This window comes from Hydrotalea sp. AMD, from assembly GCF_004100315.1.
Lineage (GTDB): Bacteria > Bacteroidota > Bacteroidia > Chitinophagales > Chitinophagaceae > Hydrotalea > Hydrotalea flava.
On sequence record NZ_SCKY01000006.1, the window covers coordinates 67,693 to 92,591 of the forward strand.

At 35.9% G+C, this 24,899-nt stretch carries 23 protein-coding genes; 12 read left to right on the forward strand and 11 right to left on the reverse strand.

All coding sequences use genetic code 11. The features are described 5' to 3' along the window. Nucleotides 1–27: 27 nt before the first annotated feature. Both EO766_RS05595 and EO766_RS05600 read right to left on the reverse strand, forming a co-directional pair. Nucleotides 28–762, reverse strand: coding sequence for a LytR/AlgR family response regulator transcription factor (locus EO766_RS05595; RefSeq protein ID WP_074418610.1), 735 nt, complete (start codon nucleotides 760–762; stop codon nucleotides 28–30). A 24-nt stretch (nucleotides 763–786) separates the two neighbouring features. After that, nucleotides 787–1,836: a sensor histidine kinase gene (locus tag EO766_RS05600; RefSeq protein WP_075051454.1), complete on the reverse strand. Its 1,050-nt coding sequence runs from the start codon at nucleotides 1,834–1,836 to the stop codon at nucleotides 787–789. Between the two features lie 172 nt (nucleotides 1,837–2,008). Between EO766_RS05600 and dxs the strand changes: the two genes are divergently transcribed. Beyond that, nucleotides 2,009–3,937, forward strand: a complete 1,929-nt coding sequence (gene dxs / locus EO766_RS05605; protein WP_287100791.1) for a 1-deoxy-D-xylulose-5-phosphate synthase — start codon at nucleotides 2,009–2,011, stop codon at nucleotides 3,935–3,937. Nucleotides 3,938–3,985: 48 nt separating this feature from the next. Here dxs and EO766_RS05610 read toward each other — a convergent pair whose 3' ends face one another. Together EO766_RS05610 and EO766_RS05615 are read right to left on the reverse strand one after the other, a co-directional pair. Beyond that, entirely contained in the window at nucleotides 3,986–4,396 is a 411-nt protein-coding gene (locus tag EO766_RS05610; protein ID WP_074420416.1) for a 6-pyruvoyl trahydropterin synthase family protein, read from the reverse strand. A gap of 71 nt (nucleotides 4,397–4,467) precedes the next feature. Continuing rightward, a complete protein-coding gene (locus tag EO766_RS05615; protein WP_074420415.1) occupies nucleotides 4,468–5,727 on the reverse strand; it encodes an alkaline phosphatase family protein in 1,260 nt (419 codons plus the stop codon). A 177-nt stretch (nucleotides 5,728–5,904) separates the two neighbouring features. On the opposite strand from EO766_RS05615, the gene mqnB reads away from it, so the two are divergent. Together mqnB and EO766_RS05625 are read left to right on the forward strand one after the other, a co-directional pair. Then, the gene (gene mqnB / locus EO766_RS05620; RefSeq protein ID WP_074420414.1) at nucleotides 5,905–6,585 is read left to right on the forward strand and encodes a futalosine hydrolase; all 681 of its coding nucleotides are present in this window, start codon (nucleotides 5,905–5,907) and stop codon (nucleotides 6,583–6,585) included. Between the two features lie 20 nt (nucleotides 6,586–6,605). Continuing rightward, entirely contained in the window at nucleotides 6,606–7,448 is an 843-nt protein-coding gene (locus EO766_RS05625) for a 1,4-dihydroxy-6-naphtoate synthase (RefSeq protein ID WP_074420413.1), read from the forward strand. A gap of 14 nt (nucleotides 7,449–7,462) precedes the next feature. On the opposite strand, the gene EO766_RS05630 is transcribed toward EO766_RS05625, so the two are convergent. Both EO766_RS05630 and EO766_RS05635 read right to left on the reverse strand, forming a co-directional pair. Further along, the gene (locus EO766_RS05630; protein ID WP_074420412.1) at nucleotides 7,463–8,779 is read right to left on the reverse strand and encodes a cryptochrome/photolyase family protein; all 1,317 of its coding nucleotides are present in this window, start codon (nucleotides 8,777–8,779) and stop codon (nucleotides 7,463–7,465) included. A 43-nt stretch (nucleotides 8,780–8,822) separates the two neighbouring features. Further along, entirely contained in the window at nucleotides 8,823–9,677 is an 855-nt protein-coding gene (locus tag EO766_RS05635) for an aminotransferase class IV (RefSeq protein WP_074420411.1), read from the reverse strand. Nucleotides 9,678–9,728: 51 nt separating this feature from the next. On the opposite strand from EO766_RS05635, the gene EO766_RS05640 reads away from it, so the two are divergent. The 5 genes from EO766_RS05640 (at nucleotide 9,729) to EO766_RS05660 (ending at nucleotide 15,947) form a co-directional block, all read left to right on the forward strand. Continuing rightward, a complete protein-coding gene (locus EO766_RS05640; RefSeq protein ID WP_074420410.1) occupies nucleotides 9,729–10,826 on the forward strand; it encodes a Nif3-like dinuclear metal center hexameric protein in 1,098 nt (365 codons plus the stop codon). A 28-nt stretch (nucleotides 10,827–10,854) separates the two neighbouring features. Then, a complete protein-coding gene (locus EO766_RS05645) occupies nucleotides 10,855–11,700 on the forward strand; it encodes a zinc ribbon domain-containing protein (RefSeq protein WP_287100792.1) in 846 nt (281 codons plus the stop codon). A 109-nt stretch (nucleotides 11,701–11,809) separates the two neighbouring features. After that, a complete protein-coding gene (locus tag EO766_RS05650) occupies nucleotides 11,810–13,294 on the forward strand; it encodes a tetratricopeptide repeat protein (protein ID WP_074419576.1) in 1,485 nt (494 codons plus the stop codon). 71 nt (nucleotides 13,295–13,365) lie between these two features. Then, nucleotides 13,366–15,021 carry a DNA repair protein RecN gene (gene recN / locus EO766_RS05655; RefSeq protein ID WP_074419577.1) on the forward strand — a complete coding sequence of 552 codons (1,656 nt, stop codon included), beginning with the start codon at nucleotides 13,366–13,368 and terminating at the stop codon, nucleotides 15,019–15,021. Between the two features lie 110 nt (nucleotides 15,022–15,131). Continuing rightward, nucleotides 15,132–15,947, forward strand: a complete 816-nt coding sequence (locus EO766_RS05660; protein WP_074418324.1) for an enoyl-ACP reductase FabI — start codon at nucleotides 15,132–15,134, stop codon at nucleotides 15,945–15,947. Between the two features lie 112 nt (nucleotides 15,948–16,059). Here the strand turns inward: EO766_RS05660 and EO766_RS05665 are convergent, their stop codons facing one another. Then, nucleotides 16,060–16,281 carry a DUF2795 domain-containing protein gene (locus EO766_RS05665; RefSeq protein WP_068244984.1) on the reverse strand — a complete coding sequence of 74 codons (222 nt, stop codon included), beginning with the start codon at nucleotides 16,279–16,281 and terminating at the stop codon, nucleotides 16,060–16,062. A 48-nt stretch (nucleotides 16,282–16,329) separates the two neighbouring features. Here EO766_RS05665 and EO766_RS05670 point away from each other — a divergent pair, with 48 nt between their 5' ends. Beyond that, complete coding sequence (locus tag EO766_RS05670; RefSeq protein WP_245634906.1) at nucleotides 16,330–17,076, forward strand: ABC transporter ATP-binding protein; 747 nt, start codon at nucleotides 16,330–16,332, stop codon at nucleotides 17,074–17,076. 17 nt (nucleotides 17,077–17,093) lie between these two features. Here the strand turns inward: EO766_RS05670 and EO766_RS05675 are convergent, their stop codons facing one another. From EO766_RS05675 to EO766_RS05690, 4 genes are all read right to left on the reverse strand, one after another. Continuing rightward, entirely contained in the window at nucleotides 17,094–17,669 is a 576-nt protein-coding gene (locus EO766_RS05675) for a cob(I)yrinic acid a,c-diamide adenosyltransferase (protein WP_074419578.1), read from the reverse strand. Nucleotides 17,670–17,765: 96 nt separating this feature from the next. Beyond that, complete coding sequence (locus EO766_RS05680; protein ID WP_074419579.1) at nucleotides 17,766–18,476, reverse strand: ABC transporter ATP-binding protein; 711 nt, start codon at nucleotides 18,474–18,476, stop codon at nucleotides 17,766–17,768. Nucleotides 18,477–18,494: 18 nt separating this feature from the next. Further along, nucleotides 18,495–18,785 carry an Asp-tRNA(Asn)/Glu-tRNA(Gln) amidotransferase subunit GatC gene (gatC, locus tag EO766_RS05685; RefSeq protein WP_074420265.1) on the reverse strand — a complete coding sequence of 97 codons (291 nt, stop codon included), beginning with the start codon at nucleotides 18,783–18,785 and terminating at the stop codon, nucleotides 18,495–18,497. A 163-nt stretch (nucleotides 18,786–18,948) separates the two neighbouring features. After that, nucleotides 18,949–19,419 (reverse strand): thioredoxin family protein, encoded by a 471-nt coding sequence (locus EO766_RS05690; RefSeq protein ID WP_081298681.1) that lies wholly within the window; start codon nucleotides 19,417–19,419, stop codon nucleotides 18,949–18,951. Nucleotides 19,420–19,698: 279 nt separating this feature from the next. Between EO766_RS05690 and EO766_RS05695 the strand changes: the two genes are divergently transcribed. Genes EO766_RS05695 through EO766_RS05705 form a run of 3 tightly spaced genes read left to right on the forward strand, consistent with a single transcriptional unit; the run spans nucleotide 19,699 to nucleotide 24,887 of the window. Next, the gene (locus EO766_RS05695) at nucleotides 19,699–20,148 is read left to right on the forward strand and encodes a response regulator (protein WP_074418328.1); all 450 of its coding nucleotides are present in this window, start codon (nucleotides 19,699–19,701) and stop codon (nucleotides 20,146–20,148) included. Continuing rightward, nucleotides 20,138–21,244: a HEAT repeat domain-containing protein gene (locus tag EO766_RS05700; protein WP_074418329.1), complete on the forward strand. Its 1,107-nt coding sequence runs from the start codon at nucleotides 20,138–20,140 to the stop codon at nucleotides 21,242–21,244. Before EO766_RS05695 ends, EO766_RS05700 begins: the two co-directional genes overlap by 11 nt. Before the next feature lie 43 nt (nucleotides 21,245–21,287). After that, nucleotides 21,288–24,887, forward strand: a complete 3,600-nt coding sequence (locus EO766_RS05705) for a sulfatase-like hydrolase/transferase (protein ID WP_081301306.1) — start codon at nucleotides 21,288–21,290, stop codon at nucleotides 24,885–24,887. The last annotated feature ends 12 nt before the right edge of the window (nucleotides 24,888–24,899 follow it).

The following is a 24,899-nucleotide window of genomic DNA, read 5'->3' on the forward strand; positions in this document are numbered from 1 at the left end:
ATGGTTGAAATAATTCCACAAATAAATTTACAGGCTCATCATTTCCTTGAACTTAACGGTTTGCCGCCTGCTCACTTCTACTTTTTCACCTCCTTTTAAATCAATTAGCAAGCCTCCGTTAAAGTAAGGTTCAATTTTTTCAATCCAGCGTAAATTAATAATGTGTTTACGATTGGCACGAAAAAACATTTTGTCATCTAACCTGTCTTCTAATGCATTGAGCGATTTTAAAATAAGTGGTTTATTGCTGCCAAAATACACTTTGGCATAGTTACCCACACTTTCAAACAAACGAATTTCGCCTAGTTTTACAAACCAGCACCGTTCCCCATCTTTTACAAAAACTTGATCATTTTCAGTGAGTGGACCACGGTTTACCTGACCATTTAAGCCTAATTTTTCTTTAAACAATTCATCCTGCAGTTTTGCAAGGGCATCGCTAAGCCGTTTGGGTTCAATGGGTTTTAAAAGATAATCTAATGCATTTACTTCAAAAGCTTTAATGGCATATTCATCATAAGCTGTGGTAAAAATTACTTTGGGTGCTTTTTCAACCTGTTCTAATAAATCAAAACCCGTTTTTCCGGGCATTTGAATATCCAGAAAAATTAATTCCGGATTGTACAATTCAATTTTTTCAATTCCTTCATCCACGTTTGCGGCCTCTTCAATTACTTCAATATCGCTGTGGTTTTGCAATAATTTTTTTAGCTCGTTACGGGCTAATCGTTCATCATCAATAATAATTGCTTTAATGGGCATATTGTATTCTATTTAAAAATATTTTTATTTAACCTGAACCGGCAAAATTACCTTTGCCTCTACCATTTCATCAAAAATGGTATTTAACTCAAACTTAGCCTCTTTCCCATATAACAAATTTAGCCGTGTTAGTGTGCTGGTAATGCCAAAACCTTCGGTATTGTTTTCCGAATTTAAAGTTCCGGAATTTTGTACTATTAATTCATGGTGATTTTCTTTGAAATTAGAGATAATTTTTATGGTGCCACCATCTCGCTGCTGGCTGATGCCGTGTTTAATGGCATTTTCTACCAATGTTTGCAGCATCATAGGCGGAATGGGCTGATCTAAAGTATCTTCATCAATATCATATTCAACTTGCAGACGTTCTTCAAAACGGATATGTTCTAAAGCCAGATAATCTTTCACAATATTCAATTCCCGCTCAAAAGGAGCCAGTTCTAATTTTTCTGACTGCATGCTGCTTCTTAAAATATTACTCAACTCGGTAATGGCCGTTCTGGCCCGTTGTGGGTTTTCATCTACCAATGCCCTGATACTATTCAAAGCATTGAAAATAAAATGCGGATTGATATGCGATTTGATGGTTTTCAATTCCAGCTCTTTCACCAAACTTTGCAGTCGTATTTTATCTAATTCATCGCGCCTGCTTTTTTGAATATAGTGATAGGTGAAATAAATAAAATTCCAGATTAAATAAAACAAAAAAGTGGTTAATAATGCCCTTGCCACCCTGTTTCCAAAACTGTATTGTTTTAATTGAGGGAGCTCCCAGTTAAATAAACCGATGAGTGAAACAAAAACCAATGAATCCAATAAAGCAAATACCAATGCTGTAATGAGTAGCAAAAAAATTTGTTTCTGCAAATCGAACCGAATGAAATCAAATCCTTTAATCACCATGCGCATCAGGTGGGTAATCACCAATCCTAAAAACGCATCGGTAAATAAACTTTGAAAAAAGAAGGGTTGCGGTTTTGAACGGATGGCAAAGTAAAAGAAGGTCCAAACAAGTGTATAGGCACTCCAACCCAAAATCTGGCACCACCAATATGTTGATATTTTGTTTCTCATGCAGTATGAAAGTAGTCTTAAAATAAAAACCGAATATAGCGAATTTGATTAAAGGCAAAATATCGGTGCTGTTTGGTTGAACACATGATTAAAAAAACTGAACCAAAGCAATTTTATACTGTTGTATACATTTAGCTTATAAATTGCTATTTTTACTTTTAAATTTTTTTGAATGGACATAAAGCCCGGCGTTTTATTGGGAAAAATTAATTTTCCTGACGATTTAAAAAAATTAGATCGTACACAATTGCACCAGGTATGTGATGAGTTACGGCAATACATCATTGATGTGGTGAGCGTGTATGGCGGGCATTTTGCTGCCAGTTTGGGCGTTGTTGAATTATCAGTTGCCTTACATTATGTGTACAATACCCCCTACGATCAATTGGTTTGGGATGTAGGCCACCAGGCTTATGGCCATAAAATTTTAACCGGCCGTAGAGATAATTTTATTACCAACAGAAAATACAAAGGATTAAGCGGATTCCCCAAACGGTCTGAAAGCGAATACGATACATTTGGCGTAGGGCATTCCTCTACTTCTATTTCTGCCGCATTGGGTATGGCTATGGCGGCTAAATACAAAGGTGAAAACAGAAAAAATATTGCAGTAATTGGCGATGGCAGTATGACTGCGGGCATGGCTTTTGAAGCCATGAACCATGCCGGTGTTGCCGATAGTGATGTGCTCATTATTTTAAATGATAATTGCATGAGCATTGACCCCAATGTAGGTGCATTGAAAGAATATTTAACTGATATTACTACCTCGCATACTTATAACAAAATGCGGGATGAAATATGGAATATTTTGGGCAAACTACCGGCCGGTAAAAACTTTAGCCGGGATATTGCCAGTAAAATGGAAGCCGGATTGAAAGGTATGGTGAGCAAAAGCAGTAACCTGTTTGAATCGCTTAAAATACGCTATTTCGGACCCATTGACGGGCACAATATCACCAAATTGGTAGATACCCTCAAAGATATGCGTGATATACCGGGCCCCAAATTACTGCATATCATTACCGTTAAAGGCAAAGGCTATGCATTGGCTGAAAAAGACCAAACCAAATGGCACGCACCCGGTTTATTTGATAAGGTAACCGGCGAAATTTATAAAAAACACTCAGACATACCCCAACCTCCAAAATATCAGGATGTATTTGGACATACCATTATTGAATTGGCGGAACAGAATGCCAGCATAATGGGTGTTACCCCTGCTATGCCCAGTGGCTCATCCTTAAAATTCATGATGGAAAAAATGCCCGACCGCGCATTTGATGTAGGCATTTGTGAACAACATGCTGCTACACTCAGTGCAGGACTTGCAACACAAGGTATGCGGGTGTATTGCAATATTTATTCATCATTCATGCAAAGGGCATACGATCAGGTGGTGCATGATATTGCCATTCAAAAACTACCGGTTGTGCTGTGTTTAGACAGAGCCGGATTAGTAGGTGAAGATGGACCAACACACCATGGGTGTTATGATATTCCCTACTTCCGTTGTATTCCCAACATGATTATCAGTGCCCCTATGAATGAACAGGAACTGCGCAACCTAATGTACACAGCCCAATTACCATCTACCCAAATGCCATTTGTAATACGATACCCCAGAGGTGAGGGTGTAATGCCTAACTGGAAAACACCGTTTGAGGCAATTACCATTGGTAAAGGACGAAAATTAAAAGATGGAAAAACTTTGGCTATACTTTCTATTGGTCATCCGGGTAATTTTGTTCAGGCCGCTATTCGACAATTGAGAACTGAAGGCATTGATCCTGCACATTACGATTTACGTTTTGTAAAACCTATTGATGCAGATTTACTTCATGAAGTTTTTCAACGTTACCAAAAAATAGTTACAGTAGAAGATGGTGCTATAACCGGTGGCTTTGGAAGTGCTGTGTTGGAATTTATGGCCGACAATCATTACAATGCAACCGTTGTTCGCTTGGGAATACCCGACAGATTAGTTGAACATGGAACTTTAAAAGAGTTGCACAAAGAGTGTGGTTACGATGCAGAAGGTATAGCCATTGCTGCAAGAAATTTGTTGCATGAAAAAGTGTCTGTACGTGTAATGCAATAATTGCAAACCGGAATGTGCAGCATCATGCCTTTGCCTGCAATTTCGCTATTAATCGCCAAAATATTCTACATATATTCTGGCGGTTTCATACAATTTAATGCAATGCAATTGTACGGTATCCGGTAAATAAGGAGCCAATTGCTGCCAAATGGCAACAGCCAGATTTTCGGTGCTGCACATTTTTCCCTGCATAAAATCTACATCCAAATTCAAATTCTTATGATCTAATTTATCAATCACCCTAGTTTTAATTAATTGGCTTAGCTTTTTAACATCATACAAAAAACCGGTATCGGGGTCGGGCATGCCTTTAATGGTTACATATAAATCGTAGTTATGCCCATGCCAGTTTTCATTGGCACAAAGGCCAAATACTTGTTCATTCTTTTCTCTGCTCCAGTTGGGATTGTAGAGTTTATGTGCTGCATTAAAATGCTCCTGACGAGTTAAATATACCATTCTACACCATTATTTACCGGCAAAGGTAATATTTGCAAGTTTATATTTCAACCGGGTGGCGCCAACAGACTTTATTCTGTATGCTTAGTTGATTGCGGTAAATAGCAGGTATTTACCGTATTGTGTATCCCTTCAATTACTACCTTATAAAAATTGCCGTGGAGCTGTTGCAGTGCAATAGAAAAAACCTGTTGCTTATTTGGAACGTTACCTGCTAAATGATAGGTATCTACATTACCGGATTTAAAACAGTTGGTAGTTGTCCAATAAATTTTAACCGGTTCATTGGCAGAAAATGATTGCCAATGTACTACCAATGAATCATTTTGCAGCATTACAGAGGGGTGCGCAACCGAAATCGGACCCAGCATTGGCACACCATCCAATTCATATTGCATGGCAATGGGAACAGGCACCTCCATAAAACGAGCAATGGTTGGAAAAATATCTACCACAGCAGGTTCATCTTTTTTGGCATATTCATTCAATTGCTTCGTATTCATTACCATCCAGGTCGTTCTTTCTCTTTCTGACTGCCCACCATGGTTTCGTCCGGTTTGTGCATCACGGCCATGATCGGTCGTTAAAATCAGCAACCATTTTTCATTAAAATGTTTTTCCCGATATTGAATAGCCTGCCAAATTTTACCCATTTGGATATCTAAATATGATACGGCCTGTTTAAATATATCGCCGGTGCCATGCATATGCCCCATATCATCTGTATATTCCAGATATACCCATGAAGCATCCGGACCTGAGCTACGTACAACACTGTCTGCTTTCGCTACCACAGCTTCATCAATCAAATGCATATAATGATGGGCAGCATCATGCGGAAACTGCATTGTATCTAATTCATATCCATCAAAATGTATATCTGGTTTAAAATTGCCTGCCGCAGGCAATCCATCACCCAACAACTTTGTTCTGTTATCTAACCAACTGGAAAATATTGCTACTTTTTTTTCGGGATTGCTCTCTTTAATTAACCGCAAAATATTGAGATAATGATAATTAGGATTTTTAACGCCATTCGTAAACACATTGTGTTTGTATGCCCAGGTGCCCGTTAATAAATTATTGTAACCGGGTGCTGAAATAGTAGGCATTTGAGAATAGCTGTTTGGTATGCCGCCTGTAAACGATCTTCTATAAGTACCCACCTGAATAACTGAATTGATAGCAGGTTTAGGAACTGATTCTATCACATCGGCCGGAATACCATCCGCAATTACAAACAGTACTTTATGTTGTTGATGCTGTGCAAAAAGCACTGAATGAACTGAGCAAACAACCAACAACAAGCAACTGATTTTACATAACTTCATATAAAATATTAATGGCTAAATTTCCAGATTTAAATGGAAATTGTTTTGTTATTTAATTGTAAACAAACCTATTATACCAGATTTACAAACTTTAATTTTACATTCAATTCGATGCTTCCTTGCACGAAACAACAACAGGGAAGCGAAATTGAAGTATAAAAATCGAAAATTTTTTGCATGAAAATTTGGGTAACTGCCGCAACAGCTTTTGAAATACAAATTGCAAAGGAAACTTTACAAAAAAACAAACACCATAAAAATATTACTGCATTGCATTTTGCAACCACCGGTGTAGGCATGCTTTTATCTGCTGTACAATTAACAAAACTGGTTTTAACAGAGCATCCGGATTGCATCATCCAGGCAGGTATTGCCGGTACATTTCATCAACACTTAAAACCTGCCTCAGTAGTAGCAGTAAAAAAAGAGATGTTAGGCGATACAGGTGTAATGGAACAGCAAAATTGGAAAGATATTTTTGATTTGGGATTACAATCAAAAAACACAAAACCTTTTGAAAACGGGAGCATCACCAATCACTATTTAGAACAATGGAATATTACCGCATTGCCGGAAGTTAGTGGTATTTCTGTGAATGAAATTTCAACCAATCCGCAACGCATTGTACAACTGAACAGCAAATATGCACCCGATATAGAAACGATGGAGGGGGTTGCTTTGCATTTTGTTGCCGGTATTTTTAATATTCCTTATATACAAGTAAGAGCTATTTCGAATGTGGTAGGTGAGCGAGATAAGCAAAAATGGGCGATGGAGAAAGCATTGCAAGCTTTGAACAAAGCAATCATTCAATATGTTGAAATTTTTAATGAAATAAATTTTGAAAGTAAGAACTAAATAAAAGCGCATTACATATCATGAAATACACATTAGGATTTTCACCCTGCCCCAACGATACTTTTATTTTTGATGCATTGGTGAATCATAAAATTGATACAAAGGGAATTGAATTTGATGTAATATTAGAAGATGTAGAAACATTGAATAGATGGGCTATTGAAAAAAAATTAGACTTTTCGAAAATTAGTTATGGTGTGCTACCCGCGGTTTCGCCTTACTACTGGTTGCTGCAAAGCGGTGGTGCATTGGGAAAGGGAGTAGGACCATTGTTAATTAGTTTACCCGGTAATAATGCCATCCAAATGTATCCAGAAACAGCCACAGTAGCTATTCCCGGCGAAAACACCACTGCACATCTTTTGTTTTCATTAGCTTACCCTACTATTAGCAATAAAAAAATGATGGTTTTTCATGAAATAGAAACAGCAGTATTAACCGGCAAAGTAGATGCAGGTGTTATTATTCATGAAAACAGATTTACTTATCAGAAAAAAGGTTTAATAAAGCTAAAAGATCTGGGCGAATATTGGGAAAGCGCAACTGGAGCTCCCATCCCTTTAGGAGGTATTATTGCCAAAAGAACTTTGCCAACAGCATTGCTATTGCAGATAGATGCATTGATACAGGAAAGTGTGGCATATGCCTATCAAAAGCACCATCAAACACTGGCTGATTTTGTACAACAACATGCGCAGGAAATGCAACCAACCATTATGCGTCAGCATATTGATTTGTATGTGAACGATTACTCGTTTACATTGGGCGAAAACGGTAAAAAAGCTGTAGCAACTTTATTAAAAATATATGCAGATATGCACCATAACGCTATGCCATTGCTGCAGGATGTATGCATTACATAATTTCATACAATTAGCTACTCCTTTTTATTTTTTAGTACCGCACCATAAACTTGCAATGCCCGTTTACGGGCCATTTCGTGCTGCACAATTGGATCCGGATATTCAAAACTATTCAGCTCCGGTATCCACTTATTGATGTACGCTAAATTTTTATCGAACTTCTCAGTTTGCAATGCAGGATTAAATATTCTGAAATAAGGCGCTGCATCGCAACCACTGCCTGCCGCCCACTGCCATCCGCCGTTATTAGCAGCAAAATCATAATCCAATAACTTTTCTGCAAAATAAGCTTCACCCCAGCGCCAGTCAATCAGCAAATGCTTGGTTAAAAAAGAAGCTACAATCATTCTAACCCGGTTGTGCATATAACCGGTGGCATTTAGTTCACGCATACCCGCATCTACAATAGGATAACCGGTTTTACCGGCACACCATTTTTCAAATGCTGCTTCATTATTGCTCCATTCAATTTGATCATAAATGGGCTTAAAAGCCTTTCCTCCCCTAACATGCGGAAAATGGTATAAAATGGAATGATAAAAATCGCGCCATATCAATTCATTTAAAAAAACTTCGTTCAGTTGCTGTGCTTTTGCAGCCAACATACGAATACTGATGGTGCCAAAGCGCAAATGAATGCCCAGCCTGGAAGTGCCATTTACAGCCGGAAAATTACGTTGCTGATTATATTTTGCTATCAGGCCCTCATTGAGTTGTTGCGATGGGATGGGTATATCTGCTGCATGGAAACCCATTTCTGCTAAAGTTGGAATGGTATGTTCGGCCGACTGAAAAAAATATCTAATATCCCGGCCCGATGGGTAAGATTTTAAATGAAAAGGTTGCAATAATGCTTTCCATTTTCGGCTGTATGGAGTAAAAACAGTATAAGGCTTTCCATTTTCTTTCACCACTTCACTCCCATCAAAAATTACCTGATCTTTAAAAGAATAGAATGCAGCACCTTGCCGGAGCAGAAAATCGGCAATACCGGCATCTCTGACAATGGCATATTGTTCGTAATCTGTATTGGTATACACCGATTGTATGCTAAAATTTTCAGACAACTGTTGAAACACCTGTAACGGTGAGCCGTAGTACACCCACATGCCGCTCCCATTGCGCATCAACTGCCGGTGCATGTTTGTGATTACCGAATGTATAAACTGCACTCTTGCATCATTTCTGTTGGTAAGTTTATCTAAAATATGGGTATCAAATATAAACAGAGGTATAACGGGATGGGGCTGACGAAACGCATGATATAAGGCTGCATTATCTTCAAAACGCAAATCCCTTCTAAACCACATAATAGCTACTTCCTGTTTCATAATAACAATATTGAACGATTTAACAAGCAGCCATTCAAATTGTTTAAACAGCCCATAGCGGTGCTATAAATTTTTCATACAGTAATGGAGTCGTTTGTGTTTTATAGTGCATATTATTCACCTCTTTTACCCACTTTATGCCATAAATGGTATTGGTAAAAAATACTTCGGTTGCTTTTAGCACATCTTCCGGCGAAATGGTAGTTTCTTCCACAGGAATATTTTCAGCACGCAGGCATTTCAATAAATATTTTCGCATAATACCACCTACACAGCCCTCAGTAATTGCAGGTGTTTTAATAATGCCATCCTGAATAATAAATACATTGGCAATGGTTGCATCTGCAACATTGCCTTGCGCATTCAATACCAATGCATCGTTCATTTTTTTTTCCTTAGCCCAATAAGCTGCCATGGCATAGCACAGGTAATTATTACTTTTTATATGTGAGTAGGCATCATTAATTTTTCTTGCATCGGTATAAATGCCGGTAACAAGTCCATTTTCATTCAGTTGATTATTGGCGCTGTTCAAATCCCAGGACTGTATCACATAGTTAGGAAAATCATTTTCAGGATCATATAAACCACCCTCACCACGGGCAATGGTAATACGAATACGTGCGGCTTTTTTATGATGATTTTTTTTAACTAATTCTATAATCTGTTCATGAAAAGCATCGGTTATAAAGTAGTTGGGGCGATTAAAATGCAATTGCTGCAGCGATACAAATAATCTTTCTAAATGCATAGCCTGCAGGCATATTTTGCCATTCAGCATTTTTAGTGTTTCAAAGCAGCCATCGCCATATCTAAAAGACCGATTGCTTACAGAAATTACCGCTTTCTCGTTTTTATACAATTTTCCATTGTAATTAAAGTAGCCGTCCGGTTGCATATCCTAAATTTAGTTTAGTTTTATTTTGCCGCTTAATTAATACTTTTTTTTATGAAAATAGGAGAAATTACACAAACGTTAGAAGATTTTGCAGCACCGGCTTATCAGGAATCTTACGACAATGCCCGATTATTGGTTGGAAATTCTGCAAAGAAGTGCACCGGTGTACTTTGCACGTTAGATGTAACCGAAGCAGTAATTCAGGAAGCACATGACCGGAAATGCAACTTAGTGGTAGCCCATCATCCCATTATTTTTAAGGGTTTACAAAAAATTACCGGCTCTAATTATGTAGAGCGAACCATTATAAAAGCCATTCAGCAAAATATTGCCATTTATGCCATACACACCAATTTAGACAATGTAATTAACGGTGTAAATGGTATACTGGCCACCAAATTGGGTTTAACAAATACTCAAATTTTATTACCCAAACCCAATACATTGAACAAATTGTACACTTTTGTACCCAAAGCCTATACTGAAAAAATAAAAAACGCCCTATTTGAAGCCGGAGCCGGCAATATTGGTGCATACAGCGAATGCAGTTTTAGTACCGGGGGAACGGGAACTTTTAAAGCAGGCACAGGAACCACTCCATTTGTAGGCAATATTGGTGAAAGGCACTTAGAACCGGAAGAAAAAATTGAAGTAATTTTTCCGGCTGTACTACAATCCGCTATTATTGAAGCATTATGGAAAGCGCATCCTTATGAAGAAGTAGCTTATGATGTGGTTCCTTTGCTCAATCATTTTAATCAGGTAGGCAGTGGCATTATAGGCAGTTTACCTCATCCGGTTGAAGAAACTGCATTTTTAGAAAAAATAAAGCATTTATTGAAGGTGCCTGTAATAAAACATACCCGATTATTGGGGAAACCCATTCAAAAAGTGGCTATTTGTGGTGGAGCAGGCAGCTTTTTAACCCAACGGGCAATTGCCGCTGGTGCCGATATATTTATTACTGCCGATGTAAAATACCACGATTTTTTTGAAGCCAACAACACTATTATTATAGCCGATGTGGGCCATTGGGAAAGTGAGCAATTTACAATTGATTTATTAGAGGCGGTTTTACAAACCAAATTCCCTACCTTTGCCGTCCTTAAAAGTAAGGTAAGTACCAATCCCATACAATATTTTTTATAAAACGCATCGCTGCCAATCCAACCGAACGATGAACGGAATGCGACGCAACGAAAGCAATATGGGGGTTGATACAGCCGGTACCATAAAACTATTAAACACAAAAAACACAATACAAAATATGGCAACAGCTAAAGAATTTTCTGTAGAAGAAAAACTGGTAGGCCTTATTAAGCTGCAAAAAATTGACAGCAAATTAGATGAATTTGAAATTTTGAAAGGCGAATTACCCATTGAAGTGAGTGATTTGGAAGATGAAATTGCCGGCATTTTAAGCAGAAAAAACAGGATTGAAGAAGAAATTAATGGCATTTCTGAATTTATTGAACAAAAGAAACTGGCTATCACCGAAAGTGAGGCCATGATTAAAAAGTACGAGAAACAAAGCGATAATGTAAAAAACAGTCGCGAGTTTGAGGCCATCTCTAAAGAAATTGAAATGCAACAGCTTGAAATTAAGCTGTGCGAAAAAAATATTCGGGATGCCAATGAAGAGTTGGCCAATAAAGTAAAAGCTTTGGATGCTGCAAAAAAACAAATTGCTACCAAAGAAGGTATTTTAACCCACAAAAAAGGCGAACTGGAAAAAATTATTGTGGAAACAGAAAAAGAAGAAAAACATTTTAAAAAGCTGAGCGAAGAAGCCCGTAAAGAAATTGATGAACGCTTGTTATACAGCTATGATCGTATTCGCAAAAACTACCGTAATGGACTTGCTGTAGTTCCGGTTGAAAGAGATGCCTGTGGTGGTTGTTACAATGCCATACCCCCGCAACGCCAAAGCGAAATACGCATGCACAAAAAAGTAATTGTATGCGAAAACTGCGGCAGAATTTTAGTAGATGCCGACTTGAACGATTCGGTTGTAGCAAAATAAAATATCTTAACTTTTTTATATCACAAACCAGGGGCTTTACTAAAGCTCCTGTTTTATTTTGCACCATATTGGTATTTTGAATACATTGTTTTAAAAGCATTTATCACCAATGAAATTAGCAACCGCCATCCTTTTATTGTTGTTTTTCTTCAACACAAATGCACAAAAGGTATTTGATTTTTCAAGCTCCTGCCAGCAGGCATATACCGAAGTAATGCAATTGCAAATAGGAAAAGGCTTTCGCTATATTGAAGAAAGCAAACAAGCCAATCCGCAGAATTTAATTCCCGTTTATATTGAAAGTTACATCGATTTTTTTACCCTTTTTTTAAATGAAGATCCACAGGAATATGCCCAAAAAAAGGAACTATTCGATGAAAGAATTGGCCTAATGCAAACAGGCAATAAAAACTCGCCCTGGTTTTTATATACACAAAGTGTAATTTATTTACAAAAAGCAGCTGTTGCCATAAAATTTGGAGAAACCTGGACCGCAGGCTGGGCATTTAGAAAATCGTTCCTGCTTATTAAAGAAAACAAGAAAAAATTTCCCAATTTTTTACCCAATCAACTTATTTACGGGGCATTAGAAGCCGCAGTAGGTACCATTCCCAAAAACTATAAATGGCTGGCTTCGCTGTTAGGCTTGCGCGGCTCAGTAAAAGATGGAATGTTACAGGTAAAAACTTTTGCTTTCAGCAACAATGCCTGGGCACAACTGATGCGAACGGAAGGCGCATTTATTTATGGATATTTGAATTTTTATTTAGAAAATCAAAAATCAGAAACCGTTCAATTCTTAAGATCGGGACGTTTTGATTTGGTGAACAATCATTTATTGGCCTATATGGCAGCTAATTTGGGTAAAAATGATAAACAGACAGAATTTGCCAAAAGCATTATTTTAAACCGCAGCAAAGCATCGGGCTATTTAGAAACACCGGTTTGGCATTTGGAGTTGGGATACGATTTATTGAATCACTTACAATTAAATGATGCAGTAAGGGAATTTAATTTATTCCTGCAACAGTTTAAAGGAAAATTTTATGTAAAAGATACCTACCGCCGCTTAAGCTGGTGTTATTTTTTAATGGGGAATATGCCTGCGGCAGAAAATGCCCGAAAACAAATTATGAGCAAAGGCAGCACCATGGCCGATGCAGATAAGGAAGCACAAAAAGAAGCACAAACCAAAAAATGGCCCAATGCATTGTTACTGGAAGCAAGACTATTGGATGACGGCGGCTACAGAACAGAAGCATTGCAACTGTTAAGGAATACCCATGTTAATAATTATACAGACATAACCGATCAGTTAGAATTTACCTATAGAATGGGTAGAATTTACGATGGATTGGATGACAATGCCAAAGCCATTGAATTTTACCGGAAAGCCTATCAGTTGGGCAAAGACAGAACAGAATATTATGCTGCAAGGGCTGCATTACAGGCAGGGATGATTTATGAAAGAACCGGAAATAAAAATGAAGCAGTTGCTTATTACAATCTTTGCCTGAATTTAGGAGAGCATGATTATAAAAGTTCATTGGACCAGCGTGCTAAAAGCGGCATTGCACGTTGTACCGGACAGTAAGCATGTTTTTACTCATTTTATTCTTTTAATTTGCATTCAATCGCTTTGTCATTATTTTTATTGCCAGTACCATGTTACAAAAACTATACATACAGAATTATGTAATTATTGATGAGGTATCCATTCAGTTTAGCCATAAACTCAACATTATTACCGGCGAAACAGGAGCCGGTAAAAGTATACTGATGGGTGCTTTAAACCTTATTTTGGGCGAGAGAGCCGATACAGCCGTACTGATTAACCCTGAAAAAAAATGTATTATTGAAGGTGTATTTTTAACCGAAAACAGAAAAGCAGTTACTCAATTTTTAAAAGAAAATGAACTGGATTTAGAATCATCGCTGCTCATTAGGAGAGAAATTGCGCCCAACGGAAAATCAAGAGCTTTTATTAATGATACGCCTGTTAGTTTACAGCAACTGAAAACACTGGGTAATTTGCTGGTTGATTTACATCAGCAATTTGATACATTGGATTTGGCCAAAGCCGATTTCCAACGGCAGGTAATTGACGCATTGGCACAACAAAGTGAACCATTAAAAAAATATCAGTTCATTTACAAACAATGGAAAGATACCCTGCAGGAATTAGCATCACTTCAATCCCAAAAAACAACTTTTGAAAAAGAGGCAGATTATAACCGATTTTTATTAGATGAATTAACTACCCTGCAACTGGCCCCCAATGAGCTGGAAAATTTAGATCAGGAATTGAAATTACTCAGCAATAGCGAAGGTATTAAGGCTACTTTAACCGGCATTGTATATCCACTAATAGAAAGTGAACAACCCATTGTGCAGCAATTGAAACAAATAATACAGCAGTTGCAAGGATACCATGCCATGCATCCTGATATACCCGCTTTGATTGAACGCCTGAATGCTGCACATATTGAGCTGAAAGATATTGCAACTGAAATAGATCATATTAATCAGCATATTTTATTTGATGCAGAACGTATTGCAGAAATTGAAGAGCGGCTGGCAGCCGGATATAAGTTGTTGAAAAAACACAATGTACAAAATACTGAAGCATTACTTTCCATTCAACAACAATTAAGCGAACAGTTACAACAGGTTTTATTAATTGATGATACCATTGAACAACTGGTAAAAAAAGCTGCAGCATTGCAACAGCATGCTACTGAACTGGCAACAGCCATTTCAGGGGAAAGACACAAGCAAATTCAACCCTTTGAGCAAAAAGTAAATCGTTTATTGTTTCAGGTTGGTATGCCCAATGCACGAATAAAGGTAAATATACAAGCCACTACTTTGTGGGAATATGGCTTGGATAATATTGAGTTTTTGTTTGATGCCAACCATACCAACCGCTTTGAACCGGTAAAGAAAGTGGCCAGCGGGGGCGAGTTAAGCAGGCTGATGCTTTGCATAAAATCACTGATAGCACAATACATCGATTTACCAACGCTAATTTTTGATGAAATAGATACCGGCATTAGCGGCGAGGCAGCCAAACAAGTAGGCTTGATTATGAAAAATTTATCGGAAAACAGGCAAATTATTTGTATTACACATCAGCCACAAATGGCTGGCAAGGCCGATGCACATTTTTTTGTATATAAAGAAAACATCAATAACGCAACTCAAACAAATATACGTTTGCTGAATCAGGAAGAAAGAATTATAGCCATTGCACAAATGCTGGGCGGAGAAAAACCCGGTGCAGCCGCATTGGAAACAGCAAAAGAAATGATGCAACCTTAAAAAATTTGTCTAATTGTAAACAAACAGCAGCAGTTGCATCCATTTCTTGCATTAAATCTTTATGTTTGAGGTTTCATAAACAATTTTTTTACAGTTGAAAAAATAAATGTATGGCATACAACTTATTAAAAGGCAAAAGAGGTATTATTTCCGGAGCATTAGATGAAAATTCAATTGCCTGGAAAGTAGCGGAAAAAGCGCATGAAGAAGGTGCAACATTTGTATTAACGAATGCCCCCATTGCCATGCGTATGGGGCAAATTAATGCGCTGGCAGAAAAAACCGGCTCTCTCATTATTCCTGCAGATGCCACGAATGTTGAAGAGTTAACCCATTTATTTACGCATGGTCAGGAAGTTTTGGGCGGTAAAATAGATTTTGTTTTACATTCCATTGGTATGAGCGTGAATATCAGAAAAAATATTCCCTACACAGAATTGAATTATGATTACTTTTTAAAAGGTATAGATGTTTCTGCATTATCATTACACAAAATGCTGGCCGTTGCTAAAAAATTAGATGCCATTAACGAATGGGGAAGTGTGGTGGCTTTAACTTATGCAGCAGCACAACGCACTTATCCTTTTTATACAGATATGGCAGATATTAAAGCTATGTTAGAATCTATTGCAAGAAGTTTTGGCTACCATTATGGCGTAACAAAAAAAGTACGCATCAATACCGTTTCTCAATCTCCAACTAAAACAACTGCTGGTACCGGAATTAAAGGCTTTGGCGACTTTTTTGATTATGCCAATGCCATTGCCCCATTAGGCAATGCTACTGCCGAAGATTGTGCCAATTATTGCATTACGTTGTTTTCAGATTTAACCCGTATGGTTACCATGCAAAATCTTTTTCATGATGGTGGCTACTCCTCTACCGGTGTTAGCAATACCATTATGGAAAAAATGGGATTGGAATAAAAGTCACTTCAAAATATTGCAATTAAAAGCCGGATTTTCACCGGTTTTTTTATTGTACAGGCACAAAAAAACCACCCATAAATGGTGGCTAATATAATGGAAGGTGGTTTCGTTAATACTCATCCTCATTAAACATAAAATCCTCCTGACTTGGGTAATCGGGCCAAATATCTTCAATACTTTCATAAACCTCCCCCTCGTCATCTAATTCCTGCAAATTTTCAACCACCTCAATGGGTGCACCACTACGGATAGAGTAATCTATTAACTCATCTTTAGTAGCGGGCCAGGGTGCTTCTTCCAGATAACTTGCCAGTTCTAATGTCCAGAACATATTTAAAAATTTTGTGCAAAAGTAACCGTATCTGCGAAACTACCAAAAATGGCTTTACAGGTATTTGTAAATTATTTTGAAAAAATAGGTAAAAAGCAGGAATCTATTGTAAGTTTACGGCCAAATACCTTTGTAAAATTTATGTTAAGTGCCCGCAATATTGTAAAAAAATACAATCGTTTAGAAGTTTTAAAAGGCGTAAATGTGCAAATTGAACAGGGCGAAATTGTATCAATTGTAGGTTCTTCCGGAGCCGGCAAAAGTACCTTACTGCATATTTTAGGTACTTTAGATGAGGCAGACGGCGGCGAAATTATGCTGAACAACCAACCCATTCATCAGTTAAAAGGTAAAAAATTAGCAGATTTTAGAAACAATCATATTGGGTTTGTATTTCAGTTTCACCATTTATTACCTGAATTTACAGCATTGGAAAATGTATGCGTACCGGGTTGGATTGCCCAAAGAGGGAAAAAAGAATTACAATTGCACGCCACTGAGCTGCTCACTCTACTGGGATTGGCCGATAAAATACATAATAAACCTCAGGAATTAAGTGGTGGAGAACAACAAAGGGTTGCGGTGGCAAGGGCGCTCATTAACCGGCCCGATATTATTTTTGCCGACGAACCCACTGGCAATTTGGATAGTGCCAATGCCAAAGATTTACACGATTTATTTTTAAGATTGCAGCAGGAATTAGGGCACACTTTTTTAATTGTTACCCATAATGCGGAACTTGCTGCATTAAGCAACCGGGTTTTACACATGAAAGACGGGCTAATTGTTTCCTGAAACAACTACTGAAATTACTACTGAATACGGGGCTTCCAGGCAATTTCTGCTATTTGCAGTTTGTGTCCAATGCAACGGGCTATAACAAATAAATAATCACTCAACCGGTTTAAATATTGAATTACCAAAGGATCTACAAACAAATTGTTGGCTTGCATAGCCACACACAAACGTTCGGCTCTGCGGCAAACACAACGGGTAATATGCGCGGTTGAAATGGCAGTATGCCCACCCGGTAAAATGAAATGCTTCATCACAGGTAAATCGGCCTGCATGGCATCAATATGATGTTCTAACCACTCTATGTCGGCTTTATTTAAATCAGGAATTTTCATTAAAGGTGCTTTTTCAGGATCGCAGGCTAAAGAAGATCCAATGGTAAATAACCTGTCCTGAATTTCTTTTAAATCAGCACATAATGGCTGTAAAACAGGAAATAGAGCAATTGAGTCGCTTAGCAATCCAATAAATGAATTCAATTCATCTACCGTACCATAACTTTCAATACGAATATGATTTTTTGCAACTTTTGTTCCACCAATTAAGCTGGTGTTGCCGGCATCTCCGGTTTTTGTATAAATTTTTAGGGCCATATTGTACAATATCAATCAAAAGATGTTACAAAGTTACCCGTAAAAAGGTTTATGCTATACAGTAAATAAATAAAGCAGGTTTTCTTCTATACCTCATTATTGATAAACGGTGTGCGTAGTAAAATCTTTGATATTATCACTTTCAATTACCCCATCGCGCAACCGAATAATGCGTTTGGCATAACGTGCAATATCTTCTTCGTGGGTTACCAGTACCACTGTATTGCCTGCTTCCTGAATTTTGCCAAAAATTTCCATTACTTCAACTGAAGTTTTAGAATCTAAATTTCCTGTTGGCTCATCTGCCAATAAAATGGATGGATTATTGACCAATGCTCTTGCAATAGCAACTCTTTGAATTTGGCCACCACTTAATTCATTCGATTTATGATGACTACGATCACCCAATCCAACTTTTTGCAAAGCCTCAATGGCTCTTTCCAGCCGCTCTTTTTTAGCAACACCTGCATAAATGAGGGGAAGTGCTACATTTTCTGCAGCTGTTAAACGGGGTAGTAAATTAAATTGTTGAAAAACAAAACCAATTTCTTTATTACGTACTTCAGCCAAATCATCATCGGGCATTTTACTAACATCTTTACCATTTAAAATATAACGACCACCCGTTGGCGAATCAAGGCAACCCAAAATATTCATGAGGGTGCTTTTTCCACTTCCGGAAGGTCCCATTAAGGCTACATACTCATTCCGTAATATAGAAAGACTGATCCCCTTTAATACTTTGATTACCTGGTTTCCTATAAAATAATCTTTCTCTATATGATTGAGTTCAATAAGAGTATCCATACGGTTGATAATTAAACTTTATTTTTTTATAACAGTAGGTACCTGAAAAAAATCACCATTGTGCAGCGGTGCATTCTTCAATGCTTCAGCCTGCGTAATTTGGTTATCAACTTCATCTTCCCTAAAAACATTCATGGGCTGGCCCACGTACATTAATGGTGCAACATTGGTAGTATCAACCGCCTGCAGTTCCTGTACAAAGGCTATCATATTTTCCAAATCGCTAATTAATTGGGGCATATCGGCTTCATCAACATTCAAACGGGATAAATGCGCCAATTTTTCAACCAAAGCTTTATCAACCTGCATATTTAAAATTTTGTTTTAATATTCTAAAAAACAATACCGTTACTAACGAGTATGGTTATTCTTTCAAAAATAACTGAAATGTTCTAATTCATCACAGCCTTTGTATTAACGGCAAATTCGGCTGATTAATTGAAGCAGATGGATGACTATCTGCAAAACATGGTTATTTTTGGGAATTGAGCTTATCCAGCGCAGCTTGTGCAAACTTTAAAATATCTTTTGTACCCATATAACCCAATGCATACATCACCGGTTTACCTGCTGCATCTGTAAATACCAATGTAGGATAAGCATTTACACCAAAATAGCGGGATACCTGCGGGCCAATGCCTTTTTCAGCATCAATAGAAATATTAATAAAATTATTATTAAAGAAATCGCCTACTTTTTTATTTTGAAAGGTTTTGGTTTTCAATAGCATACAAGGCGGGCACCAGGTTGCATATACATCAACAAATATTAATTTGTTTTCTTGTTTAGCCATTTGCTTCGCTAAATTCCAATCCTGTTCTATAAACCGAATGGCATGTGTTACAACATTCGGTTGTTGCATCATATACTGCTTTTCGCCGGCACGATTGGTTGAAGGAATCAACCAAATAAAGAATGTAATGAACAATGTTTTCAACAGCATGCTTCCAATTGAAATGTAAAATTCTGATTTTCAAATGAGAAAATCTGTTAAATCTGATGATTGTAAATAATTTTAAGGCAATATGTAGCAATAATACTACAATAAATACAATAAATTATACGTTATATGCTTCAGCTTATATAACTTTAATATGGAGATTTGAATAACCCAACTCTTAAATAAACCTATAACCTGAGAAAGAATCTTGTCGCACTTACAATTTGATGTATTGGCGACACCCAAATACTATATCAGTCTATATAAATATTATAATAGATTATGAAAGTTTTAGTAGTAGAAAGTAATCCTATTCTGTTGAAAATATTGACCATAAGATTAAGTGAGGCCAAATATACCGTATACAGCAGTTTAGAAGGAGAACATGTGCATGAATTAATAGTGCACATTAAACCTGATATACTGATTACTAAATTAAAACTGAAGTATGCATCAGGACTTGAGTTAATTAAGTTAGCCAAATCAAAGTTTCCAAATATTTTTATAGTAGTAATAACCAAACTTACACAGGAAGAAATCATCAATGATTTAAAAAAATCAGGTGTAAATAAATACATCAAGAGACCATTTAATATTGAACAAATATTAACTGCAATTTCTGAATTCAAATCGAAACAGATTGCACAACCTGCTTTATTAAATTTACCTGAAAGCATACCATTGTATAAATACCCTGTTCAATTATATAAAGATGGAACCAATGAATTATAATATTACGAAGCAAACGCTTATATTTTACTATATACACCTCGAAACACTTCGAACAGTTGCGTTGATATTCTTTATTCTGTCTGTTACTCTGGTGATTGTAATTTATACCAATACCTACATTAAAAAAAGGTATTTTCTCCTCAAAATTATTATTCAAAAAAGAATGAGCAACTGGCTGGCTGAACAAATTGCTGCAACAAATGAACCATCAAGTGAGTTACCCGATAGAATAAAAAATATTTTAAAATCAAACTATGCTAAAAAAATAATCACGAATGAATTAATAGTATTAAAAAATAATATTCAGGGAAAAGAAGTAGGGAATATCATCCGATTGTATGAAATTTTACAACTAAAAGACAGTTCAATTAAAAAACTGTACAGTAAAAAATGGTATGTAAAAGCAAAGGGTATCCACGAATTATATACCATGGATCAACGAGATTTATTAAAGGTAATTTATAAAAATACAAATAGTACAAACGAATTGGTACGCACAGAAGCACAAACAGGCATTGTAAATATGTATGGATTTGATGGACTTCGGTTTTTAAGTGTTATATCAAATCCAATCACAGAATGGCAACAAATTAAACTATTAGCACAATTACAAAACCAACAGCCAAGTAATGTTTTTTTAAAAAAATTAAACGAATGGCTACGATCAAAAAACGATACTGTAATAACATTTTGCTTAAAAATAGCAGCTATTTATAGCATTAAAGAAGCATTGCCTATTATTCACCAAACTTGTTTAAAGCATAATAATGCCTTTGTTAGAAAAACAGCTATTGAAACATTGGTTTCATTTCCCCAACAAACAGAAACATCAGCACTAAAAGCACTTTATAAATTAGAAACAAAACAAAATAAAATAGCCATACTAACTGTACTACGAAAAATCGGAAGCAGAAACGATATTCAATTTTTAAAAGAAATAGTTCTATCTGAAGATATTGATTTAGCTAAAGAAGCTATGATTACACTATTAAAAATAGCACCGGATATGATAACGTGGAAGGAACAATTATTTGTACAAAAAAACAAAGTAACAAAATTCACTTTGCATGCACTAGATGAACTAGCTTATCAATAAATTTTGATGATACTGTTTCAACACAAAAGCTCGTGCAACTGAAATGATTTTTTTAGCCACACATCATATACTATTTGAAATTGCCTCCATCATTTGCAACATAAACATTATTTGGGAGAATGGTATGTTGTGGCTCCTGAATGCACATCAACTGACTGAAGCAATATATCATATTATTTCAGAAATAATATTCATTTACTCGGTTGCACTTATTACCACATACTTATTTATAGGATTATATTCAATTGGAGAAACAAAAAAATACCTACATAAGAACACATATACTGATTATGATTTACTTTTTACCAATAATTATGCTCCAGGCATTAGTGTACTGGCTCCTGCTTATAATGAAGCAAAAACTATTGTGGAAAATGTACATTCACTCTTATCGATTGATTATATAAATGTTGAAATTATTGTAATCAATGATGGCAGTAAAGATGATAGTTTAACCCAATTAATTACTGCATTTGAATTAGAGCAGGTAAACTTTTATACAGAAGAGAAAATTAAAACAAAACCTATAAATGGTGTTTATAGAAGTAGAAATCCACTTTACAAAAAATTATCTATTGTAGATAAAGAAAATGGAGGAAAAGCAGATGCGCTTAATGTGGGTATCAATATTGCATCAAAAGATTATATTGTTTGTATAGATGTTGACTGCATTTTGGAACCAGATGCATTATTAAAAGTAATGAAACCATTTTTAGAAGAGTCGGATAAAAAAGTAATTGCTACCGGTGGTGTTGTTAGAATTGCCAATTCGTGTGAAGTGGTGCGTGGGAAACTTGTAAAAGTACATTTACCTGAAAAGTATTTGCCACGCATGCAAACACTGGAGTACATCAGAGCTTTTATTTTAGGCAGAATGGCATGGAGTCGTTTAAACGGATTAATGCTAATATCCGGAGCATTTGGTGCATTTGATAAAGAAATTGTGATACAGGCTGGTGGTTATAACCACAAAACTGTAGGAGAAGATATGGAACTGGTGGTAAGAATGCGCAGGTATATGGAAGAAAGAAAACTACCATATGTAGTGAAATACATTCCCGATCCTCTGTGCTGGACAGAGGCGCCAGATAATTTTAAAATTTTAGGCCGCCAGCGTAATCGATGGCTCCGGGGAACTTATGAAACATTGTGGCTGCATAAAAAAATGTTTTTTAATCCCAAATACGGTATACTTGGCCTATTAAGTTATCCTTATTGGTTTTTCTTTGAACTATGTTCACCCATCATAGAATTTATAGGTTTTATCAGTTTTTTAATTTTTGCTTTAGCAGGAATATTGGATTGGAGTTATTTTATTTTATATTTAATCGTTATAATATTTTTCGGATATACTTATTCCATTTTTGCCATTTTAATGGAAGTACTTACATATCATCAATATAAGCGGAGAATAGATATTACTCATTTAATATTTAGCACTTTTACAGAACCTTTCTACTTTCACCCATTTGTAGTTTGGAGTGCAATGAAAGGATTTATTGATAAAATCAATAAAAAATCAAATTGGGGTGAAATGGTTCGAATAGGATTCAATAAAAAAAATATTGTTACGGAAAACAATACAACAATTGTACAGCACAAAGAGGAACATCTAAAACAAAAAAAGGATCGTAAAACATTAGAAGCATTTGGAAATTATTTTTTGAAGTTGGTTTATTTCTCAAAACTGTATGCAAAATATATCATAGTATTTGTGAGCACTATTATAACCATCAGTACACTTGAATTATTAGCTGAAATCTATAAAAATGGTGCTCCTGATCAATTACCAAAAATTTTGCAAAGCTCTATCTTTCATGATATACGATTTTTATTTTTAGTTGTCATTAGCTTGTATTTCCTATTGTATCTTGCATATTTAATTAGCCGAAAACTTTCGAAACTCCTTATTCAATCAGTTTTTTTTAGTGTATGCATTATTCAATTAATGTTATCAGCATATTTTTACTTTACTCAGGTGCCTTTAGGAGCGGATATATTTGGTTATAGTTGGAGTGATATTGTAACAACCATTACTGCATCAAATATTTCAGTTTATGTAATCATAGCTTTTTGTGGAATTGTATTCATTATTTTTTACCTGCAAATATTTCTACCCAAAAAATTGAACCCTGGCAATATTAGCATTAGTATCTTTAGTGGTATACTGCTAATACTTTCTTTTACAGGATTTTCTTCTTTTATGAAAATTAGAGAATACAACAATTATTACTACAACAACTTATCACAAAACAAAACTGCATATTTTCTAAGCGCATCGTACCAATACCTCTTTCCAAAACACATTGAAAATATAGCACAATTAGAGCAAGAAAAATTTGTTAAAAAAAATTTTAAATATATAGATGAAAAAAAGTATCCTTTTCTGCATATAGCAGATAGCTCTGCCGAAACCCTTTCACAGTATTTTAAAACTGACAGTACCATACCCAATATTGTCATTATCATTATAGAAGGTTTAGGAAGTGCATTTAGTAATGATGAAGCTTATTTGGGCAGTTTTACACCTTTCTTAGATTCTTTATCAAAGCATGCATTGTATTGGAGTAATTTTTTAAGTGAGGGTGGCAGAACTTTTGCTGCACTACCTTCTATTACAGGATCACTCCCATTTGCACAAAGTGGCTTTGCAGAACTTGGCAATAAAATGCCGCCGGCATTTACGCTCATGAACTTATTAAAGAAACATGGCTATCATTCTGCGTTCCTGTACGGTGGAGATGCATCATTTGATAATATGAACCTGTTTATGAAAAAAAATGGAACAGACAGAATATTTGATATGCATGATTTCAATGCCACAAAATATCAAAAAATAAATTCAGTGAATAATTTTTCATGGGGTTATGAAGATAAATCGCTGTATCAGTTTTATTTTGATCATCTCAACAATACAACACCCTACCTGAATGTTTTATTAACTTTATCTACTCACGAGCCTTTCTCACTCAATCAGGCAGCTTTATACTATAATAAATTTGGTAAACATTTAAGCCGACTTGCATTAAGAGAATCAGATAAAGAAAAAGTTGCACATTACAAACAAGAGCTAAGTGCAGTTTTATATGCCGATGAAAATATAAGATATTTTTTTAATGTTTATAAACAAAGAACAGATTTTACACATACTATTTTTATCATAACCGGTGATCACAGAATGCCTGAAATCCCTATAGAAGATAAATTAGACCGATATCATGTACCCTTGATTATCTATTCGCCATTATTGAAAAAAAGTGAAGTGTTCAGGAGTATATCTACACATTTTGATATAACGCCAACACTTATTAAGTTATTACAAAAGCAATACAGGCTTGCTTTTCCGGATACTGTTGCATGGATGGGATTAGGTTTAGATACCGCAATAAGGTTCAGAAATATACATCATTATCCATTGATGCAAACAAAAACCGATTTAGTAGATTTTATCAGTAATGAGTACTTAGAAAACCAGGAAAGCCTGTTTAGAATTTATCCAAGCTTATCGATTGAAGCAACAAAAAAAGACTCTGTATTGGCAGAAATCAATAATAGATTTAATCAATTCAAAGTAAAAAACAATCAATTCGCAAAAGATTTAAAACTATTACCCGATAGCTTGTTTAAAAAATATACAGAATAATTAAATCCCACA

Coding starts and splice junctions, on each gene's coding strand:
- EO766_RS05700 (WP_074418329.1), top strand. CDS start 20,138: ATGAATTATAATATTACGAAGCAAACGCTTATATTTTACTATATACAC.
- EO766_RS05610 (WP_074420416.1), bottom strand. CDS start 4,396: ATGGTATATTTAACTCGTCAGGAGCATTTTAATGCAGCACATAAACTC.
- EO766_RS05665 (WP_068244984.1), bottom strand. CDS start 16,281: ATGTTCTGGACATTAGAACTGGCAAGTTATCTGGAAGAAGCACCCTGG.
- EO766_RS05650 (WP_074419576.1), top strand. CDS start 11,810: ATGAAATTAGCAACCGCCATCCTTTTATTGTTGTTTTTCTTCAACACA.
- EO766_RS05595 (WP_074418610.1), bottom strand. CDS start 762: ATGCCCATTAAAGCAATTATTATTGATGATGAACGATTAGCCCGTAAC.
- mqnB (WP_074420414.1), top strand. CDS start 5,905: ATGAAAATTTGGGTAACTGCCGCAACAGCTTTTGAAATACAAATTGCA.
- EO766_RS05660 (WP_074418324.1), top strand. CDS start 15,132: ATGGCATACAACTTATTAAAAGGCAAAAGAGGTATTATTTCCGGAGCA.
- gatC (WP_074420265.1), bottom strand. CDS start 18,785: ATGCAGGTTGATAAAGCTTTGGTTGAAAAATTGGCGCATTTATCCCGT.
- EO766_RS05630 (WP_074420412.1), bottom strand. CDS start 8,779: ATGAAACAGGAAGTAGCTATTATGTGGTTTAGAAGGGATTTGCGTTTT.
- EO766_RS05615 (WP_074420415.1), bottom strand. CDS start 5,727: ATGAAGTTATGTAAAATCAGTTGCTTGTTGTTGGTTGTTTGCTCAGTT.
- EO766_RS05675 (WP_074419578.1), bottom strand. CDS start 17,669: ATGGCCCTAAAAATTTATACAAAAACCGGAGATGCCGGCAACACCAGC.
- EO766_RS05695 (WP_074418328.1), top strand. CDS start 19,699: ATGAAAGTTTTAGTAGTAGAAAGTAATCCTATTCTGTTGAAAATATTG.
- EO766_RS05680 (WP_074419579.1), bottom strand. CDS start 18,476: ATGGATACTCTTATTGAACTCAATCATATAGAGAAAGATTATTTTATA.
- EO766_RS05625 (WP_074420413.1), top strand. CDS start 6,606: ATGAAATACACATTAGGATTTTCACCCTGCCCCAACGATACTTTTATT.
- EO766_RS05690 (WP_081298681.1), bottom strand. CDS start 19,419: ATGCTGTTGAAAACATTGTTCATTACATTCTTTATTTGGTTGATTCCT.
- EO766_RS05670 (WP_245634906.1), top strand. CDS start 16,330: ATGGCTTTACAGGTATTTGTAAATTATTTTGAAAAAATAGGTAAAAAG.
- recN (WP_074419577.1), top strand. CDS start 13,366: ATGTTACAAAAACTATACATACAGAATTATGTAATTATTGATGAGGTA.
- EO766_RS05640 (WP_074420410.1), top strand. CDS start 9,729: ATGAAAATAGGAGAAATTACACAAACGTTAGAAGATTTTGCAGCACCG.
- EO766_RS05645 (WP_287100792.1), top strand. CDS start 10,855: ATGAACGGAATGCGACGCAACGAAAGCAATATGGGGGTTGATACAGCC.
- EO766_RS05600 (WP_075051454.1), bottom strand. CDS start 1,836: ATGAGAAACAAAATATCAACATATTGGTGGTGCCAGATTTTGGGTTGG.
- dxs (WP_287100791.1), top strand. CDS start 2,009: ATGGACATAAAGCCCGGCGTTTTATTGGGAAAAATTAATTTTCCTGAC.
- EO766_RS05705 (WP_081301306.1), top strand. CDS start 21,288: ATGATTTTTTTAGCCACACATCATATACTATTTGAAATTGCCTCCATC.
- EO766_RS05635 (WP_074420411.1), bottom strand. CDS start 9,677: ATGCAACCGGACGGCTACTTTAATTACAATGGAAAATTGTATAAAAAC.